18 protein-coding genes are annotated in these 18,527 nt (G+C 62.3%); 10 read left to right on the top strand and 8 right to left on the bottom strand.

Annotated elements, in window-relative coordinates; all coding sequences use genetic code 11:
- Position 1 precedes the first annotated feature (1 nt).
- On the top strand, positions 2-3,073 hold the full coding sequence (locus GLW01_RS03615) for an efflux RND transporter permease subunit (protein WP_160898169.1): 3,072 nt from the start codon (positions 2-4) through the stop codon (positions 3,071-3,073).
- Positions 3,063-3,974, top strand: coding sequence for an alpha/beta fold hydrolase (locus tag GLW01_RS03610; RefSeq protein WP_225741707.1), 912 nt, complete (start codon positions 3,063-3,065; stop codon positions 3,972-3,974). The genes GLW01_RS03615 and GLW01_RS03610 overlap by 11 nt, the downstream gene beginning before the upstream one ends.
- A 9-nt stretch (positions 3,975-3,983) precedes the next feature.
- Here the strand turns inward: GLW01_RS03610 and GLW01_RS03605 are convergent, their stop codons facing one another.
- Both GLW01_RS03605 and GLW01_RS03600 read right to left on the bottom strand, forming a co-directional pair.
- Positions 3,984-5,210: an NADH:flavin oxidoreductase/NADH oxidase family protein gene (locus tag GLW01_RS03605; RefSeq protein WP_160898168.1), complete on the bottom strand. Its 1,227-nt coding sequence runs from the start codon at positions 5,208-5,210 to the stop codon at positions 3,984-3,986.
- Positions 5,211-5,247: 37 nt separating this feature from the next.
- Positions 5,248-5,850: a TetR/AcrR family transcriptional regulator gene (locus tag GLW01_RS03600; RefSeq protein ID WP_151440199.1), complete on the bottom strand. Its 603-nt coding sequence runs from the start codon at positions 5,848-5,850 to the stop codon at positions 5,248-5,250.
- 143 nt (positions 5,851-5,993) lie between these two features.
- On the opposite strand from GLW01_RS03600, the gene GLW01_RS03595 reads away from it, so the two are divergent.
- The 3 genes from GLW01_RS03595 (at position 5,994) to GLW01_RS03585 (ending at position 8,567) form a co-directional block, all read left to right on the top strand.
- The gene (locus tag GLW01_RS03595) at positions 5,994-6,833 is read left to right on the top strand and encodes an ion transporter (RefSeq protein ID WP_160898167.1); all 840 of its coding nucleotides are present in this window, start codon (positions 5,994-5,996) and stop codon (positions 6,831-6,833) included.
- A gap of 59 nt (positions 6,834-6,892) precedes the next feature.
- Entirely contained in the window at positions 6,893-8,203 is a 1,311-nt protein-coding gene (locus GLW01_RS03590) for a serine hydrolase domain-containing protein (protein ID WP_160898166.1), read from the top strand.
- Positions 8,204-8,315: 112 nt separating this feature from the next.
- The gene (locus GLW01_RS03585) at positions 8,316-8,567 is read left to right on the top strand and encodes a hypothetical protein (RefSeq protein WP_095616082.1); all 252 of its coding nucleotides are present in this window, start codon (positions 8,316-8,318) and stop codon (positions 8,565-8,567) included.
- 14 nt (positions 8,568-8,581) lie between these two features.
- Here the strand turns inward: GLW01_RS03585 and GLW01_RS03580 are convergent, their stop codons facing one another.
- Complete coding sequence (locus tag GLW01_RS03580) at positions 8,582-9,694, bottom strand: hypothetical protein (protein WP_160898165.1); 1,113 nt, start codon at positions 9,692-9,694, stop codon at positions 8,582-8,584.
- Between the two features lie 91 nt (positions 9,695-9,785).
- Between GLW01_RS03580 and GLW01_RS03575 the strand changes: the two genes are divergently transcribed.
- From GLW01_RS03575 to GLW01_RS03565, 3 genes are read left to right on the top strand one after another with little or no spacing between them, the layout of a single operon-like run.
- Positions 9,786-13,322 carry a response regulator gene (locus GLW01_RS03575; protein ID WP_160898164.1) on the top strand — a complete coding sequence of 1,179 codons (3,537 nt, stop codon included), beginning with the start codon at positions 9,786-9,788 and terminating at the stop codon, positions 13,320-13,322.
- A gap of 12 nt (positions 13,323-13,334) precedes the next feature.
- Complete coding sequence (locus GLW01_RS03570) at positions 13,335-13,886, top strand: hypothetical protein (protein WP_160898163.1); 552 nt, start codon at positions 13,335-13,337, stop codon at positions 13,884-13,886.
- A gap of 51 nt (positions 13,887-13,937) precedes the next feature.
- On the top strand, positions 13,938-14,321 hold the full coding sequence (locus tag GLW01_RS03565) for a response regulator (RefSeq protein WP_151440206.1): 384 nt from the start codon (positions 13,938-13,940) through the stop codon (positions 14,319-14,321).
- Between the two features lie 26 nt (positions 14,322-14,347).
- Here GLW01_RS03565 and GLW01_RS03560 read toward each other — a convergent pair whose 3' ends face one another.
- Positions 14,348-14,593, bottom strand: a complete 246-nt coding sequence (locus tag GLW01_RS03560) for a hypothetical protein (protein WP_077529884.1) — start codon at positions 14,591-14,593, stop codon at positions 14,348-14,350.
- A gap of 362 nt (positions 14,594-14,955) precedes the next feature.
- Here GLW01_RS03560 and queC point away from each other — a divergent pair, with 362 nt between their 5' ends.
- Both queC and queE read left to right on the top strand, forming a co-directional pair.
- Complete coding sequence (gene queC / locus GLW01_RS03555; RefSeq protein WP_160898162.1) at positions 14,956-15,618, top strand: 7-cyano-7-deazaguanine synthase QueC; 663 nt, start codon at positions 14,956-14,958, stop codon at positions 15,616-15,618.
- On the top strand, positions 15,618-16,280 hold the full coding sequence (gene queE, locus GLW01_RS03550) for a 7-carboxy-7-deazaguanine synthase (protein ID WP_160898161.1): 663 nt from the start codon (positions 15,618-15,620) through the stop codon (positions 16,278-16,280). Before queC ends, queE begins: the two co-directional genes overlap by 1 nt.
- Positions 16,281-16,319: 39 nt before the next feature.
- On the opposite strand, the gene GLW01_RS03545 is transcribed toward queE, so the two are convergent.
- From GLW01_RS03545 to GLW01_RS03530, 4 genes are all read right to left on the bottom strand, one after another.
- Positions 16,320-16,613, bottom strand: a complete 294-nt coding sequence (locus GLW01_RS03545; protein WP_151440209.1) for an Lpp/OprI family alanine-zipper lipoprotein — start codon at positions 16,611-16,613, stop codon at positions 16,320-16,322.
- Positions 16,614-16,713: 100 nt separating this feature from the next.
- On the bottom strand, positions 16,714-17,229 hold the full coding sequence (locus GLW01_RS03540; protein WP_160898160.1) for a L,D-transpeptidase family protein: 516 nt from the start codon (positions 17,227-17,229) through the stop codon (positions 16,714-16,716).
- A 17-nt stretch (positions 17,230-17,246) separates the two neighbouring features.
- Positions 17,247-17,960, bottom strand: coding sequence for a metallophosphoesterase (locus GLW01_RS03535; protein WP_151440211.1), 714 nt, complete (start codon positions 17,958-17,960; stop codon positions 17,247-17,249).
- 60 nt (positions 17,961-18,020) lie between these two features.
- Positions 18,021-18,407 carry a hypothetical protein gene (locus tag GLW01_RS03530; protein WP_151440212.1) on the bottom strand — a complete coding sequence of 129 codons (387 nt, stop codon included), beginning with the start codon at positions 18,405-18,407 and terminating at the stop codon, positions 18,021-18,023.
- Between the last annotated feature and the right edge of the window lie 120 nt (positions 18,408-18,527).

Here is an 18,527-nt window from a genome sequence, read left to right as displayed (position 1 = left end):
CATGCGTGGCCTCATCAACGCGGCCCTGGACCGCGCACGCACCACCATACTGACCCTGATCTTCCTTGTGGTGGCGGGAATAGTGGCCTTCCAGACCATACCCAGGGAAGCCAATCCCGATATCCCCATCCCCATGATCTACGTCTCAATGGCGCTGGAGGGCGTCAGCCCGGAGGATGGGGAACGGCTGCTGGTCCGCCCGATGGAACAGGAACTGCGCTCGCTGGAAGGTGTCGAGGAGATGAGCTCGACGGCCAGTGAGGGCCATGCTTCGGTCATGCTGGAATTCGACGCCGGCTTTGACGCCGATCAGGCGCTTCAGGATGTGCGCGAAAAGGTGGACATTGCCCGGGCGGATCTTCCTTCGGAAGCCGAGGAGCCGCGCGTGAACGAGGTCAACGTGGGGCTCTTCCCGGTGCTGACCATTGGTCTTTCCGGTCCACTGTCCGAGCCGGAACTGATCCGTATGGCGCGGGATCTCCAGAACGAGATGGAGGGGATTCCGGAAGTTCTGGAAGTGGAGATCGCCGGTGACCGGGAGGACATGGTCGAGGTGGTCGTGGATCCGCAGGTTCTGGACAGCTACGGGATCGACTACGCCACCCTGGGTAACCGGGTGGCCCGCAACAACCAGCTGGTGGCGGCCGGCAGTCTGGATACCGGCGCCGGCCGCATGGCCCTCAAGGTGCCCGGGGTGGTCGAGACCCTGGAGGATGTCATGTCCATGCCCCTGAAGGTGGCGGATGATTCCGTGGTCACCTTCGGGGACGTGGCCACCCTCCAGCGCACCTTCAAGGATCCGGAGGGTTTTGCGCGCATCAACGGCGAACCTGCAGTGGTCCTGGAAATCTCCAAGCGCACAGGCGCCAACATCATCGAGACTGTCCAGAAGGTCCAGCACCTGATGGATCAGGCGCGCGAGCGGCTGCCCGATGCGGTGCGGATCACCACCATCATGGACCAGTCGGACGAGGTCAATGACATCCTTTCCGACCTGCTCAACAACGTCCTGACGGCCATCGTGCTGGTGCTGGTCATCGTGGTGGCCGTCATGGGCCCACGTTCGGCGCTGCTGGTGGGCCTGACCATTCCAGGTGCCTTCCTTTCGGGTATCCTCCTGATCTGGCTGCTGGGCTATACCCTCAATATTGTGGTTTTGTTCAGCCTGATCCTGGTCGCCGGCATGCTGGTGGACGGCGCCATCGTGGTGTCGGAACTGGCGGACCGGAACCGCCTGTCGGGCATGCCGCCGCGCGAGGCCTGGGCCGAGGCCGCCATCCGCATGGCCTGGCCGGTCATCGCCTCGACGGCCACCACCCTGGCGGTGTTCATCCCGCTGCTGTTCTGGCCCGGGGTGGTGGGCGAATTCATGAAGTTCCTGCCGATCACGGTGATCCTCTGTCTGCTCATGTCACTGGTCATGGCACTGATCTTCCTGCCCATACTGGGTGGAGTCAGTGGCGGGCGCGCGAAAGGCGGCGATAACCGGCCGAGCCGTTTTGGTCAGGCGTATCGGCGGCTGCTGGACCGCTCCCTGACCTGGCCCGGCCGTACCCTTCTGCTGCTCCTGGTGGCCATGGCTGGCATCTATGGCGCCTACGGGGCCTTCAATCATGGCGTTGAGTTCTTTCCGGACGTGGAGCCGGATTCCGCCCAGGTGCACATCCGGGCCCGTGGCGACCTGTCCGTGTACGAACGCGACGCCATTGTCCGGGAAGTGGAGAAACGGATGTACGGGCTCCGGGAGGTCGAGGCGCTGTACGCCCGTTCCCGGGCCAGCGCCGGGGACCAGATGGCACCCGATGTGATTGGCACCATCCAGTTCCAGCTGGTCGACTGGGAGAAGCGCCGCCCGGCCAGCCGTATCCTGGCGGATCTGCAGGAGCGCACCCGGGATATTCCAGGCATCAAGCTGGAATTCCGGCAGCAGCAACAGGGGCCCGGCCAGGGCAAGCCCGTGGAGCTTCAGGTGCGCGGTGTGGGTGAACAGAAGCTGGATACGGCCACGGATCGGATAAGAGCGACCATGGAGGAAGTGGGCGGTTTCGTGGATGTTGAGGATGACCGCAGCCTGCCCGGCATCGAGTGGCAGATCGACGTGGACCGTGAGGCGGCATCGCGCTTCGGGGCCGATGTGGTCAGCGTGGGCAATGTGGTCCGGCTGGTGACCAACGGCCTGGTACTGTCCACCTACCGGCCGGAGGGCGTGCGGGATGAGGTGGATATCCTGGTGCGGCTGCCGGAGCTGTGGCGCAACCTGGACCAGTTCGAGCGTCTGACCCTGCACACGGAAGGCGGCCAGGTGCCGATCACCAACTTCATGGATCTTGAGCCGGCGCCCAAGACGGGCGTGATCAAGCGCGTGGACGGCCAGCGGGCCATCACCATCAAGGCGGATGTGGCCTCCGGCGAGCAGGTTACGGAGCGGCTGGAGACGCTGCAGTCGGCCATGCCGTCACTTCCGGACGGTATCCGCATCGAAGTGGCCGGTGAGAACGAGGATCAGCAGGAGTCGGCCCGTTTCCTGAGCACCGCGTTCGCGGTCGCCCTGTTCCTGATGTTCACCATCATGGTGACCCAGTTCAACAGCCTCTATCAGGCGGTTCTGGTTCTCTCCGCGATTGTGCTGTCCACGGCCGGCGTGCTGCTGGGGCTGCTGCTCAATGCCCAGCCCTTTGGCGTGGTGATGGTGGGTATGGGCATCATTGCGCTGGCCGGCATTGTGGTGAACAACAACATCGTGCTGATCGACACCTTCAATGTGATGCGCGGGGAGGGCCTGTCACCCTATGAGGCCGCCCTTGAGACTGGATGCCTGCGTCTGCGGCCGGTCCTTCTGACGGCCGTGACCACAATACTGGGCCTGATGCCCATGGTGCTGGGTGTGAACGTGGACCTGCTCACCCCCGCGCTGGGCATCAACGCCCCGTCCACCCAGTGGTGGACCCAGCTTTCCAGCGCCATTGCAGGCGGTCTGGCCTTTGCCACCGTGCTTACGCTGCTGGTTACCCCGATTCTGCTGTTGCTGGGTGAGCGTTGGCTGCCCGGCAGAGGAGGTAAGAGTGACACCTGAAACCCGGTACATCGAAAGCAATGGTCTGACGTTCTGCGTGGAGGAACGGGGGGACCCGGAGGGACCACCTCTGTTATTGATCATGGGTCTGGGGGCACAGATGACCCTGTGGCCGGAAGCCATGCTGGAGCGCTACGCTCGCGCGGGTTTCCGGGTGATCCGGTACGATAACCGGGACATCGGTCTTTCCTCGGAGATAGAGGCGTCGGTGGACGGCCATCCCGTGATGGCCATGGCCCGGTTCCGCATGGGCCTGAAGCTGGACGCGCCCTATACCCTTCATGATCATGTCCGCGACGCCGTGGGGCTGATGGATGCCCTCGGCATCCAGAGTGCCCACGTTAAGGGGGTCTCCATGGGTGGCATGATCGGCCAGCTTCTGGCGGCGACTCATCCCCGGCGGGTGCGCAGTCTGGCGCTGGTCATGACGTCCAACAACAGTCCTCGCATGCCCCTGCCCAAACCAGAGGTGATCTGGTGGCTCCAGGGTGGCGGCGTCAAAGGCCATGACGAGGAGGCGGCCGTCGCCCGGGGGCTGGGACTCTGGAAGCGGATCCAGAGCCCGGCGTACCCGCGCGACCTGGTGGAGACGGAACGCCACATCCGTGCCGACTACCATCGCAGCTACCGGCCCAGGGGGATACTGCGCCAGATGCGGGCCATCCTCGCCACTGGTGATCTCTCGGACTACAGTCGCCGCATCCACGCGCCCACCCTGATCCTGCATGGCACCGCGGATCCCCTGATCCGGCCCCAGGCCGCACGCCGGTTGCACCGGCTGATACCGGGGGTGCGTCTGGCCTGGATCCGGGGCATGGGCCATGACCTGCCGGATGAACTGGTCAACCGGATCGTGGACCAGACCATCGCCCTCACGCGCCGGGCTGACGAGCCCCACTGACGCCGGCGTTCAGCCGCGGCGCGGCTTGAAGGCGTTCGCGCCCATGGCAGCGAAGGTGTTGGCGACGGTGATCCAGGGGCTGAGCCCGGGTTTCGGCTTTTTGCCGTCTGCATGTCGGGCGAGCTGGGACTCGTAATAGGTGATGTCCAGCATCAGTGCCTTGTCGAGCCCCTTGAAGCCGGTGGACGGCCGCTTGATGGCCAGCTTAGCCTGAGGGTTGCTGAGCAGGGTGCGTGGCAGCTCCGGGTCCACGGCCATCGGGCGGGCCAGACCGATGAAATCGGTAGCACCGGAGTCCAGCGCCTGCTGCATGGCGGTGGCGGAACGGAAGCCGCCGGTGACCATCAGCGGGACGTCCGTGTGGCGGCGGACCGCGTCCGCGTAATCCAGGAAGTAGGCTTCACGGGCGTTTTCCTTCTTGGCCTTGAACCCGGTCATGGCGGGTGCCTCATAGGTGCCGCCGGAAATCTCGATGAGATCGATGCCGGCCTCGGTCAGTGCCCGCACCACATCCATGGATTCCTCTTCGCTGAAGCCGTCCTTCATGAAATCCGCCGAGTTGAGCTTGATGCCCACCGGAAAGTCCGGGCCCACCACCTCACGGATGGCCTCATGAACGGCCAGCACGAAGCGGCGGCGGTTCTCCGGTGAGCCACCCCATTCATCGTCACGCTGGTTGTGGCGTGGAGAGAGGAACTGGCTCACCAGGTAGCCGTGGGCGCCGTGGATCTGGACCCCCGAGAAGCCGGTTTCCCTTGCAAGATGCGCGGAACGGGCGAACTGGCCGATGATGGCCTGGATCTCATCCCCTTCCAGGGCCCGGGGTGTGGCGAACATCTTCTCCAGCCCGCCTCCCAGGGGCACCGCGGAAGGCGCTACCGGCTGGCTGTTCAGGAACTTCGGGATCTGTTTGCCGGGATGGTTGAGCTGCATCCATACCTGGGTGGCGTTGGCCTGGCCCTGTTCGGCCCAGTTCCGGAAGGCGTCCAGGTCGGACTGTTCGTCCAGCACCACGTTCTTCGGTTCGCCCAGTGCGTTGCGGTCGATCATGACGTTGCCGGTCATGGACAGACCGATGCCGCCGTCCGCCCAGGCCCGGTACAGGCGGGCGAGCCGTTCATCCGGGTCGTGCCGGGCGTTGCCCAGCTGCTCGCTCATGGCGGATTTGATCAGGCGGTTCTTGATGGGGCGGCCGCGCTGCAGTGTTTTTTCGTCATTCAGTGTGGGTGTTGCCATGGAACGGATACTCCATAAAAGGGATTGGGATCGGAAATCAGGGGGCGGGCGCCATCAGGCGGTCCAGGAGCCAGTCCAGATCAGCGCGCAGCAGATCGGCCTGGCCCTCGAGCTTCATGCGCAGGATGCCGCCCTCCCAGTGGTTCCAGAAGATGTCGGTCAGGGCGCTGGCGGGAATGTCGTCGCGGAACTCGCCAAGGCGCTGGCCCTGTTCCACCAGTGGCACGAACCGTTCCCGCCAGTCGCGGTAACCTTTCTGAAGGGCCTGCTGGCACTGCTGGCTGGCGGCACCGATTTCGGCGGCCAGGTTGCCCAGCAGGCAGCCCCGGATGCAGCCCCGGCGTTCAAACTCGGTGATCATCAGCCCGTACATCTGGCGGATGGTCTCGCGGGCGGAGTCGCGGGGCTGGTCCAGGTGGCGGTCCATCAGCGCCAGCAGATCCTCGGTGTAATCCTCGATGATCTCGGCGGTGAAGCCTTCCTTGCTGCTGAAGTAGTGATAGAAGGACCCCTTGGGGACCTGGACCCGGTCCAGGATCTCCTTGATACCGGTGCCGTGGTACCCCTGCTCGGACAGCAGGTGAACACCTGCTTCAAGGAGTTCCTGGCGGAGGTTGGGATTGCGCTGGGCTCTGGACATGATGATTGACTTTCTGTGCCAATTAGACCGGTCGTCTACTCGATGTTTTGAACATTATCTGTTCTCCGGAGGGAGGTCAAATCCTCGTGTGAACGGGGTGGATCAGTGATAATGCCGTTTTCCGTCCACAGGAGGTTCAGTGAATGGCTCAGAGTGCCAGCGACCTGAAGCGCCGACTCGACGCGCTGCACCGTAACCGCCTCTTTGAGGGCGCGGTGATCAGCATCATCATCGTCTCCGCCCTGCTCATTGGCGCCCGCACCTACGAGGGCGTCAGTCGATTCGACCAGGTGATGGGGGTACTGGACTGGGCGGTGACGGTCTTCTTCCTGATCGAGATCCTGATCCGGATGGCGGCGGAGGAGCGCCTGCGGGACTTCTTCCGTGAGCGCTGGAATGTCTTCGATTTCATCATTGTGGTGGCAAGCCTGATCCCCATCGACGACTCGGAAATGGTGCTGCTGGCACGCCTGCTGCGCATCTTCCGGGTCCTGCGCCTGGTGTCGCTGATCCCGGAGCTGCGGATCCTGATGGGGTCGCTGTTCAAGGCCATCCCGCGCATGGGTTACGTGGTGTTGCTGATGTTCATCATCTTCTACATCTACGGTGCCTTTGGCAGCTTCCTGTTCGGCCACATCAATGATTTCCTCTGGGGCAACATCGCCCGCTCCATGCTGACGCTTTTCCGCATCGCCACTTTCGAGGACTGGACGGATGTGATGTACGAGACCCAGGAAGTGTACTCCCTGAGCTGGATCTATTATCTGAGCTTCCTGTTCCTCACGGCGTTCATTTTCCTGAATATGATGATCGGTATCGTGCTGCAGGTGATGGAAAAGGAAAGCCAGCGTGTGGACGAGGAGAACGGTGAGGGCGAGGCCGTGGAGGTGCACCGGATCCATGAGCACATGCAGGAGCTCCAGCAGCAGCTGGATCGCATCGAGACCAGCCTGGAGCGCAGGGACGGCACGCGCAGCGGCTGATTCCGTGCCATACTGGAATGTCACATTGAACAAGGGAACGGCAGGAGGGAGCAGCTCCGATGAACGAATGGCTCAGGAAACGGCTTCACAGCAGTCGCATCCCGGGGGATCTGGATACGGCCACAACCGTGGACAGGGACGGGGAGCAGAACGCCGCCGAAGCGGGTGTGAGCAGCGAGTCCGTTGAGGCCGTCTGGGAGAAGGTGGCCGCGCTGTATCGTACCGGGACCCATCCGGGCCTTCAGATCACGCTGCGCCACCGGGGCCAGCTTCTGCTGAACCGGGCCCTTGGCCATGCCCAGGGCAATGGGCCCGAGGATCGCCCCGATGGGCCCCGGGTGCCCATGACAACGGAGACACCCGTCTGCTATTTCTCCGCTTCCAAGGCCGTGACCGCCCTGCTCGTTCACATGCTGGCGGAGGATGGGCTCATCAATCTGCTGGACCCGGTCAGCTTCTACTGCCCGGAATTCGCCCGCAACGGCAAGAAGCACATCACCATCCACCAGATCCTGTCCCATCGCGGGGGCATCCCGGGTCTGCCCAAGGACACACCCATCGATGCGCTCTGGGACGAGCGCTACATCTGGAAGCTGCTGTGCGATGCCCGGCCCATAGAGGCGGACGGCAGCACGGTTGCCTACCATGCCATCACGGGTGGTTACGTCCTGGGGGAAGTGGTTCGGCGGGTCACCGGGGAAAGCATTGATAGCCTGCTGGACAAGCGCCTGCGCCAGCCCATGGGCATGCGCTACTTCACCTACGGCATTGACCATGACAACCTGCTGGATCTGGCCTGGAACTACGCCACAGGCCCCAAACTGGTGTTTCCGGTGTCCTGGATCGTGCGCCGGGCCCTGGGTGGTGATATCAATACCGTGGCCGAGGTCAGCAATGATCCGCGCTTCCAGGAGGCGGTCATCCCCGCCGGCAACCTGTGCGGCACCGCTGAGGAGATGGGGCGCTTCTTCCAGATGATGCTCAATGGGGGCACCTGGAACGGTAAGCGCATCTGCGACCGCCAGACGGTCATCCGCGCGGTGCAGGCCTACGGCCGCATGCAGATTGACCGCACCATGATGATTCCCATGCGCTTCAGCGCCGGCTTTATGCTGGGGGCGGATCCGGTGGGGCTCTGGGGGCCGCAGTCGGGCGAGGCCTTCGGCCATGTGGGCCTGATCAACAAATGGTGCTGGGCCGACCCGAGCCGCGACATCAGCGTGTCGCTGATCAATACCGGCATTCCCATCGTGGGGCATCATCTGCCGGTGCTGGCGGGTTTCGTGAATCAGGTGTGCAGCAGTTTCCCCGTACTGGAGGAATCGGAGCGGCCGCTGGGAGTCGTTCAGGGTGCTCCGGGCGCGACCTGAACGCTTGTGTAAAATGGTGAAAGCCTGTTCACATCTTATTGCAATCCGATGTCAGTCGGGGCAGAATGCGCAAGAAGTAGTCAGTATAACCAGGCAGGGACGGGTTATTACGATGCGCAGCGAACAACAGGATGTGATGAGGGCTGAGACCGATATCGCCCTGGATCAGTTCGAGAGTGTCCACGACCATCTTCATCAGCGGCTCTGCAGTGAACTGCGGTCACTGCAGGAACGGGTGGATGCCCTTCGGGAATCACCCACCGCGCACAGCGCCAGCATTGTCAGCACCTACGAGCGCCTGATCCGCAAGAAGCGGGCCTTCATGGAGCAGTGGGGTATGGATACGGGGTGCAGCCGGCGGTGAGCCCGCACGGCTGCTCAGTTCCGGACCTGCTCAACGGTTGGGTCAGCTGACTTATAGGTGAAAGATTTCTCCGCGTTGAAGTCTGTGGGATCACTGATGCTGGGGCACGCTTCCGAGGCCAGTTCCACGGTTATACGATCCTGCGAGGTGCTGTCCGAGTAGTCAGCCGTAACCCGCACGCACTTTGCCCTGTCGATTCCAGAATCATAGCCAGAGAAATCCGTGGTTCCTTCCTCAGAACTCCAGGACCAGCGGTCGGTCTGACTGCGGTCATCACCCCGGTCGTCCTGTGTGTTCTCAAGGAAGGATTCGAAGATCACCGAGTCTGGATCTCCTCCGTCATTACCTGAATCCCCGGAACTCTCCTCTTCGTTCACGGTTTCCTCGAAGTCCGCGTTGAAACCGGCGATCAACTTGCTTGGCTGTTTGAATCCGGATGAGGGCCCGATGCCCTGAAATGCCTGGTTGGGGTAGAGCGTGAATACAAAGCTTTCCGGTGTGAAAGCCACGCGCGCGACGTTGGGACCAAAGGGCGTGGGATCCGTCAGTGGTTCCGGGTTGTGAGCGTAGTTCACGCCCAGCTCCCATGTTTCCCGCTCGTCTTCGGGGACCTCTGTTTCCGTGACTTTCAGTGTGTTGACCCTGATGCTGCCGGGGGCGTCCTCGCGAACGCAGTTCGCCATGGCATCCCGGGCGGTCTGGAGGGGGGCGACATTGCCGGAGGCGATCATGGCTTCCAGAAGGTCAAAGCCGTTTCTCACCTGGTTGTAGTCCGGCAGGTTGTCTTTGTTGAACCCTATGAATTTTTCAGTCTCTTTTTTGAAGAAATCATAGGCTTCCGTTGCCTGATTCTGGTTCTCCGTCCCGTCAGCCGGTTCTGCAATCCTTGCGAACTGGCGGAACAGCGTCTTTTCAAGGTTCGCGCCAGCGGGATTGGTGTTCTGATCCCCATCGATGGTCAGCGACCCGTATTGCACTTGCGACGGATCCTCGAAGGTGAAGCCATCCGTGCAGGACCCCGGGCCGCCCCCGGAGGAGCCGGTGTCAAGCTCACAGCCGGTGAGCCCGGCGCTCAGCAGAACGGCCAGAGACGCCGCATACGCTCTGAAACACAGGCGCGTTTTCATCAATCCACTCCAGCGACCATACTGTTCCGGTGAATGCACATTTACAGCATAATGCGCGATTGCTTTCCCCGCGTCCGGAGAGATCACAGTTTTGAACGCCAGATTGCCCGCACATCCCCGGTATGCCTGGCTGCTCCTTGCGCTGGCGGTGCTGTGCCCTGTTGTGGTGTCCGGGGCCAGCGCGCAGGAAGCCGGGAGCTGCCTGGCGGGCCCCGTGGAGATCCGTGACGGGGAGGAGCACCACAATATCGGCAGCTGCTTCCGTTATCTCCAGGACGAAGCCCACGAATACAGCCTGGAGGATGTGATCGCCGGCAATACGCCGGAGTTCAATGAGCACACTGTAGGGGTGCTCAACTACGGCTATACCGAGTCGGTATTCTGGATCAAGCGCGACCTTGTCTACCGTAACGGCAGTCACCCGGTGGCCGACTGGGTGGTGGAACTGGTGCTGCCGCTGGTGGATCAGGCGGACCTGTACCTGGTCAATGAACAGGACGAGGTGGTGACGCGGCAGCAGCACCGCTATTCGGATGAGTGGTCTGAGCGGGAATTCGCGGTGCCCAACCCGTCCTTCCGTCTGAACCTCGCGCCCGGGGAACGCTATACGCTGCTTCTGCGCGTGGAAACCCGAAACACCATGCGCCTGCCCCTGAACCTGTGGGAGCTGGACAGCTACCTGGGCAAGGTCGCGGTGGATGAGTGGATCCAGGGGCTGTTCATGGGGGCGCTGTTCGCCCTTCTGGCCTATAACTTCTTCGTCACCCTGGTGGTGCGCGAACCGGGCTACATCTACTACACCACCTACATCCTGTTCGCCATGCTGTTCGTGATGACCGAACAGGTGCATGGCATGCAGGTGTTCGGCGGGCTCCAGTCCTGGCTCCACAAGGAGTACCTGCACATCTACATCCAGCTGAGCTGGATCTTCGGCACCATGATGGCGCGGGAACTGCTGGATACCCGCAACCGCGCCGCCCACCTGGACCAGGTGCTGAAGCTCTGCCTGTACGCGGCCATTACCACGCTGGTGATCAGCCTTTTTCACGACTACCACGTGGCGATGGAATGGACCGTGGTCGGCTCCGTGGGCCTGGCGGTGGTGATCATCGCGCTCAGTTACTGGGCCTGGCGCAATGAGCTGCCCAGCGCCGGGATCTACTTTGTTTCCTGGCTGTGCACCCTGGTCGGTGTGGGCTTCTACGGCACCGCCGTGATGGGGTATTACCCGCTCAACAGTTTCACCAGCCACGCCCCCCAGATCGGGTTCGTGGCCCAGAACATCCTGCTGTCACTGGCGTTCGCCAACCGCATCAAGATCGTCCAGCGCGAGGCCCTGGAGTGGAACCAGCAGGCGGTGGCCAATCTTCACCGCTACCGCGCTCTGTTCGAGAATGCCATGGAAGGGATCTTCCAGATGTCGACCAGCTGCCGGTTCCTGGACGCCAATCCCTCCATGGCGCGGATTCTGGGCTACAGTACCGTCGAAAGCCTGATCAATGGTGTTCCGGATGCGCTGCGGGCCTGCTTCTCCCAGTCGAGTGTCCGCCACTGGGTGATCCGGCAGCTGGAGAAGGAGGGCGAAGTACACGGGGTTGAAGGCACCTTCGAGACCTGTCAGGGCGAGGAACGCTGGGCCAATATCTCCATCCGGACCATCTATACCGAGGACGGCGAGCCCAGCCACCTTGAGGGCACCTTCGTGGATGTGACCGAGCGGCGCCAGCGCCACGAGGTTGAGAAGGAGCGCGAGAACGAACGACTGGAGAAGGAGATCGCCCGCAACTCGGCCGCCGCCAAGAGCCAGTTCCTGGCGAACATGAGCCACGAGATCCGCACACCTCTGGCGGCGATCATCGGCTATGGTGAAACCCTCATGGAACCGGATCTCAGCGAGTCCGAGAAACGCGGCAGTGCCGAGACCGTGGTCCGTTCAGGGCGTCACCTTCTCGACCTGATCAACGACATTCTCGACCATTCCAAGATCGATGCGAACAAACTTGAGGTGGAGCGCCTGAACGTCAACCTCCCGGAACTGCTGGACGAGGTGCGTGCCTTCTTCACCCCCAGGGCCCGGGAGAAGGGGCTCGAGTTTTTCATCCAGTGCGAGTACCCGCTGCCGGAGATCATCCGCACGGATCCGACACGTTTCCGCCAGATCCTGATCAACCTGTGCGGTAATGCGCTCAAGTTCACCGATAAGGGCAGTATCCACATCGCGATCCGCTGCGACCGGGAGCAGGAAAAGCTGCATGCCAGGGTGGTGGATACTGGCATCGGTATGAAGCCGGAGCAGATGGAGCGCCTGTTCGACCCCTTCGCCCAGGGTGCCGCCGCCACCGCTCGCCAGTACGGGGGAACGGGGTTGGGCCTGAGCATCTCCCGGCATCTCGCCGAGTTGCTGGGCGGTGATATCAGGGTGGACAGTGTCTATGGCGAGGGCAGTGAGTTTGAGGTCACGATCGACAGCGGGCCACTGGACGGTGTCCACATGATCCGTGACGCCTCGGAGATGACCCAGCGCCGTCGCCAGCTGCCCATGCTGCATGCACCCCACCTGAGTGGCCGCATCCTGGTGGCGGAGGACAACGAGGTGAACCGCAAACTGGTGGATCTGCTCATCACCCGCACCGGGGCCGAGGTGGCCCATGTGGGCAATGGGGCCGAGGCGCTGGAGCGGGCGAGCAGCGAAGCATGGGATCTGATCCTGATGGACATCCAGATGCCGGTGATGAATGGCCGGGATGCCACCCGGGCCATCCGGGAAGCCGGTATCAACACACCGGTCGTTGCCCTGACGGCCAATGTCATGGCGGAGGATCTGCAGGACTATCAGGAAGCCGGCTGTGACGATTATCTGGCCAAGCCCATCGACAAGCGGCGTTTCTACGAGACACTGGCCCGTTACCTGCGGGTGCGCAGTGAGGCCAGGACAGAGGTGGTACAACAGTATCAGGGCACAGTGCTGGTAGCGGAAGACAACGAGGACAACCGCCGCCTGGTCGAGCGCCTTCTGGCGCGCTTCGGGGTGACGGTGCTGTCGGTGGATACGGGGTCCGCGGCGGTGTCCACCGCCATGAGCGAAACGGTCCACCTGGTGCTGATGGACAGCCACATGCCGGAGATGGACGGCCCGGAGGCGACCCGGATGTTGCGCCAGACCGGTTTCCGGCGGCCGATCATTGCCTTCACCGCGGGTGATGAGTCGGAAGTGGATGACCTCCAGAAAGCGGGCTGCGACGGCGTTCTGCACAAACCCATTGATTCCGGGCAGCTGCGGGTGCTGCTGCAGAAACACCTGGGGGGTGGGGAATCGGCGGAGGCTGAATCAGAGTCGGGAACGGATCCGGATATCCAGCACCTGGTGGATCAGTTCCTGGATGGACTGCCGGAGCGGCTCGACACCATGGAGCAGGCGATCCGGGATGAGCACTGGATGGATCTGCAGCGCCAGGTCCATCAGATCAAGGGAACGGCGGGCGCCATGGGGTACCCGCTGATTACGGAGAAGGCGGCCGAAGTGGAACGCGCCCTCAAGAACCAGGACGTGACCCATGCGGTCAACCTCTATCCGGAGCTGGCCGGCCTTATCCGGCAGGCTCTGGAGGGGCGGGACAGTCAACAGTAACAGGATGATGCCATGAACCATCTTCCGGACCATCGTACGAACCACGAAACCGTCAACATGATGTACGGGACCTACGCGGATGTGATCTTCATTCTCTTCCCGTTTGCCGTGATCGCCCTGACCCGGGCCTGGCATGGCCATCCGGAAGCCACGCTCACGGCGCCGGATCTTTCCATTGCCGCGGCCATTCTGGGAGGGCTGGCTCTGGGCAAGTTCGTGCTCGGGCTGATCACCGATCACAGTCTGAGCCATTTCCGTGAGCGCATCGTGTTCTTTCTGGCACTGACCCTGCTGCTGGTGCTCGGGCCGGCCATTCTGATGCTGCTCCTGATCACCACCAGTGAGGAGGTGCCGCGGATGGTTGTGTTTGTCCAGCCGATACTGCTGATCGTCGCCATCTCGCTCTATACCACCGCGATCAGTATCAGCAATCTCCTGACACGCCCGGACCCGGTCCTTTTCGGTAGTGAGGACCCGGATCAGGGTGACACCGAGGGAGAGCGCGAGCTGGAACTTCCCGCCAGGGACGGAGAAAGTCAGAGAATGTCACGCGATGAGGCGTGAGGGTGCACGCCTGCTATAGTTGAGAGGCTGGAGAACAATCGAGAGGATCCAATGACGAATCTCAACGTGCTTGTTGTTGAGGACGAACCCACCATGCGCCAGATGCTCACCGAGATGCTCTATGCCGTCGGTGTGAGCAGGGTGGTTGAAGCGGATGATGCGGCATCCGGGGTGGAGGCCTTCAATGGAGACAGTTTCCAGATCGTGATGCTGGACCTTGGCCTGCCGGATCGTGATGGCCATGAGGTGATGAAGGAGATCAAGGCGGCGAATCGGCAGCAGCATGTGGTGCTGGTTACGGCCGATGATTCCATCGACAGCATTCAGCGGGCGATCACCGCCGGCGCCAATGGTTATGTGGTCAAACCCTATTCCCGTGAAAAGATCCAGGATGTGGTCAACAACTACATGATGATCCACAACAGCGGCGCCTGAGCCGCTGTTGTGCGCCCTCCTTCCTCTCAGGCCACCTGTTTCTGGATCCAGGAGTTGTACCGGGCTGCAAGCGAGCGGATGTAGCGGCTTTCCGCCTCGCTCGGTGTACCCAGAACACCATGGAAGATCCAACCGCGCTCATACAGAGCCAGAACCGAGCGTTCATCCTCCAGGTTCACGCGCTGGTTGAGGCGCTTGCAGATGGCGTCCAGGAACGGCAGACGCCCGGGGCGGCGGATACGGTTGCTGTTGTGATTCGCTTTCTGGCTCATGGGACCCCTCCTGTCCGCGTTGCTCGGATTCAATACAACGAAAAAGCCCGGAGGCGGTCACCTCCGGGCTATCGGACAGGGCATCAGCCCAACCGACCGGAGGCGACCCCGCAGGGCTCCCTCCGGCCTTGCATACCGTTCAGGAGCCCGCGGTCGTCAGCGGGTGCTTTCGTGTCGTAATGGATGTCACCCCCACGGGGTTACCACCTGTTGTCATGGTATAAGTGCCTTCTGACTCCATACCCTCAGTGTATCCCTGAACCGGGCTTTTTCAAGAGCGGCTGCGGGTAGTCCCTACAGAGCCTCCGTAATCCGCTCATGGTTGATAGAATGGGCACCAGGCCAACCGCACGGGAATCCCAATGAGCCGTATTGTTGTCATCTATTCAGGAGGCATGGACTCCTACACGCTGCTGCACCGGGCGCTGGCGGAGGGCTGGCACGTGCATGCCCTGTCCTTTGACTACGGCCAGCGCCATGCCCGGGAACTCGACTGTGCCCGGGCCGTCACCCGGGAGCTCGGGATTGATCACGAAGTGGTCGACATCACCAGTATCCAGGGTCTGCTGGCCGGTTCCGCGCTGACCGATTCAGAACCCGTGCCGGAGGGGCATTACGAGGAAGCCACCATGAAGGCTACTGTGGTGCCCAACCGCAACATGATCCTGCTGTCGCTGGCCATCGGCCATGCGGTGAGTCGCGGCGCCGAGGCGGTCTGGTACGGGGCCCATGGCGGCGACCATGCCATCTACCCGGACTGTCGGCCGGAATTCATCGAGCAGATGGACCGTGTTGCCCGCGTAGCCAACTACGAAGCCGTGCGGGTCGAAGCACCCTTCATGCATCTCACCAAGGGTCAGATCCTGGGTGAGGGGCTCGCCATGGACCTGGACTACAGCCGTACCTGGACCTGTTACAACGGCCGGACCCGGGCCTGCGGCCGTTGCGGGGCCTGCACGGAACGGCTCGAGGCCTTCGCCGCCCACGGCGTCACAGATCCCCTGCCCTATGAGGATGCGCACTGATGTACCGGATCAAGGAAGCCTTCACCACCCTCCAGGGGGAGGGGCTTCAGGCAGGGCGGGTTGCCGTTTTCTGCCGCTTCAGCAAGTGCAACCTCTGGACTGGCCGGGAAAAGGACCGGGCCACGGCCGTGTGCCAGTTCTGCGATACGGATTTTGTGGGGACCGATGGGCCCAATGGGGGCGTATTCGAGACGCCTGAAGAGCTCGTGGACCATATCGCGTCTCTCTGGCCGGGCTCCGGAAGCATTGAGGAATCCCCCATGGTGGTGTGTACCGGCGGCGAACCCTTGTTGCAGCTGGATGGGGCCCTCCTGGAGGCATTCCACCAGCGCCATTTCTTCGTGGCGGTGGAGACCAACGGCACGCTGGATGCCCCGGATGGCATCGACTGGCTCTGCGTCAGCCCCAAGGCGGGTACCGGTATCCGTATCAGGCGCTGTGATGAACTGAAACTGGTGTATCCCCAGCAGGGCCAGGATCCAGCGGACTATGACGATATCGAGGCGCGGGCACGGTTGCTTTCACCCATGTCATCACCGGATGCGGGGGCGGAGCGGGATCTGGTCCGGGATGCAAGCACGCGTGAGGCCATCCGTTACTGCATGGCGCATCCGCGCTGGCGGCTGAGTGTTCAGATGCACAAGATGGTGGGTATAGAATGAGGGAAGGAAGCCGCCCTGGGGCGGCTTCCCCGTACCGGCTTACTCCTTGCCGGTAGCGCGGTCCAGCATGCGCTTGGCCCGCTCGTTGGCTTCCTCAGCCGACTGCTCGGCATTCTTGGCGCGCTCGAGCGCTTCCTGAGCCAGCTCGTAGGCTTCGTCAGCCCGCGCCTGTGCATCAGCCGCACTGCTGTCAGCACTCTCCGCCGTGCTCATGGCATCGTTTGCTGTGTCCATTGCATCGTCCGCCGTATTCATGGCGTCGTTGTTGGTGCTTGCGCAGCCGCCCAGTGCAACAGCGGTCAGGGTAATTCCTGCGAGCGTCAGCTTTTTCATGATAGTCCCCTTTTTCTTCGGGTTAATATTCGGCGGGACCCAGCGTGAGGAGTCCATGCCGCTTCAAGTGTAGCAAAGTGACGGTTTGTGAAAACCGTTTTCACGGCCTGATTTCAATCGGTGTACCAACGGTAACCCGGCGCCAGATCTCATCCATTGCCCGGTTGTTAACGGCAATGCAGCCATCCGTCCAGTCGAGCCCCTCGAAGGCGAAGTTCCACTTGTCCGCGTCATTGGGCAGTCCGTGGATCATGATGTTACCTCCGGGGTCCTGCCCCCATGCCCGGGCCTTGCGGCGATCCTCGGAGTTGGGGTAGGAGATGTGGATGGAGCGGTAGTAGTCACTCTCGGGATTGCGCCAGTCCAGGGTGTACTGGCCCTCCGGGGTACGGTTGTCGCCGGCGAAAAGTTTGTGCCCTTCCGGCTCCTGCCCCAGGGATACCCGGAAACTTTCAATGCGTTTGCCGTCACGGATCAGGTACAGCCTGCGCTCGCTCTTGATCACCAGCACCCGGTCTGCATGGGGTGTGCCGTCACTGATGGCGGTTGCCGGGAAAGACTGGATCAGAGGCAACAGGAACAGCAGAACAGTGGCGGCTGTTATGGATCGACGCATGGTTCTCCCCGTGGGTCTCAGCCTGCGCTGGAACGCTGGTGCTCGGGAATGCCGAGCAGGGCCGGGATCGGTATCAGGGTAATATCACCACCCCGGTAAAGCGTGTCAATCCAGAAACGGTTGGCCGCATGTATCGGCTGGTCGCAGGAGACATGGCCGTGCACCACGCGGGTCACGTGGCGTACCGGGGGAACCAGTGCCGGGGCACGCAGGGCCTGGTTGTAGTCGGACCGGTCCCAGACCAGTTCCTCCCACTGGCCTTCATCCATGGGGACTTCCTGCACGGTACGCCAGTCCGAGGGGGCGGTGGCGTGGATGATGCCCACGGAACCGTTCATGGTTTCCACTGTAAAGGCCAGGGACAGGTGCTGGTGCAGCAGAGTGCCCTGGTAGAGCTGTGCCCCGGAGGGCTGGCGGTGAAACCAGCGCCCCCCGTTGTGCTCGTGCAGCACCCGTGCGCCCGGGTCAGCCAGTGCATCCAGCAGCATCAGTTCGTGGTTGCCGAGTACGCTGAAGAACCAGCGTTCCTCCAGGCGCTCGACCAGGGCGGCACTGTTGTCGCCGCGATCAACAAGGTCCCCAACGGCGAACAGACGGTCGCGCCCGGGGTCGAACCCCTGCTGTTCCAGCCGGTAGTCAAGCCGATCCAGACGGCCGTGAAGATCACTGACCACGAAATCACGGCCACGCTGGTTGCGCCGGAAATAGCGATGCTGTGTCAGGTCGTGCATGATATATGGGTGTCCAGTCTGGTCCTGCAGGATACACCCCAAGCTAGCAGGGAACAGGTTTCAGGCGGAACCCGTTTCAGCCTCATCCCTGACGCGGTAGCCGGCGGCTTCCAGCTGGGTGCGTGTTTGCGCCAACTGGTGTTCCGGAACCAGGCCGTAGGCGCCAGCGCCGGAAGGCAGTGGGACAAAGCCGATGCCGCTGTTGCGCAGATTCTGCGCCACTTCCGGGAGCACCGGATCGCCGGTGCGGATATTGAGGCAGAGCCAGCCGGTGCTGGTGTCGGCGGCCGGCAGCGACAGTGACTCATCACAGATGAGTGACAGAAACCCGGCGGTACGCCCGATCCAGTAATAGGGGGTCCGGAAGACCCCGGCAGGGATCAGGTCGGTGCTTCTGAGCTGGTGGACGGCGAAACGCACGTCCAGAACCAGTACCTCATCGGTCATAGAGGGTTTCTCCGGGTTGCTGAAACAGGCAAATTGGTGCATTGACTCCGTACAGGACGCTCAAGCGCACTACCGGTTCCATTGAAACTGAAACAGCTGCGTTTTGCAGCCATCATCCTT

This window comes from Vreelandella halophila, from assembly GCF_009856365.1.
In the GTDB taxonomy this organism is placed as follows: domain Bacteria; phylum Pseudomonadota; class Gammaproteobacteria; order Pseudomonadales; family Oleiphilaceae; genus Halospina; species Halospina utahensis_B.
This window is presented reverse-complemented; position numbering and strand designations above follow the sequence as displayed.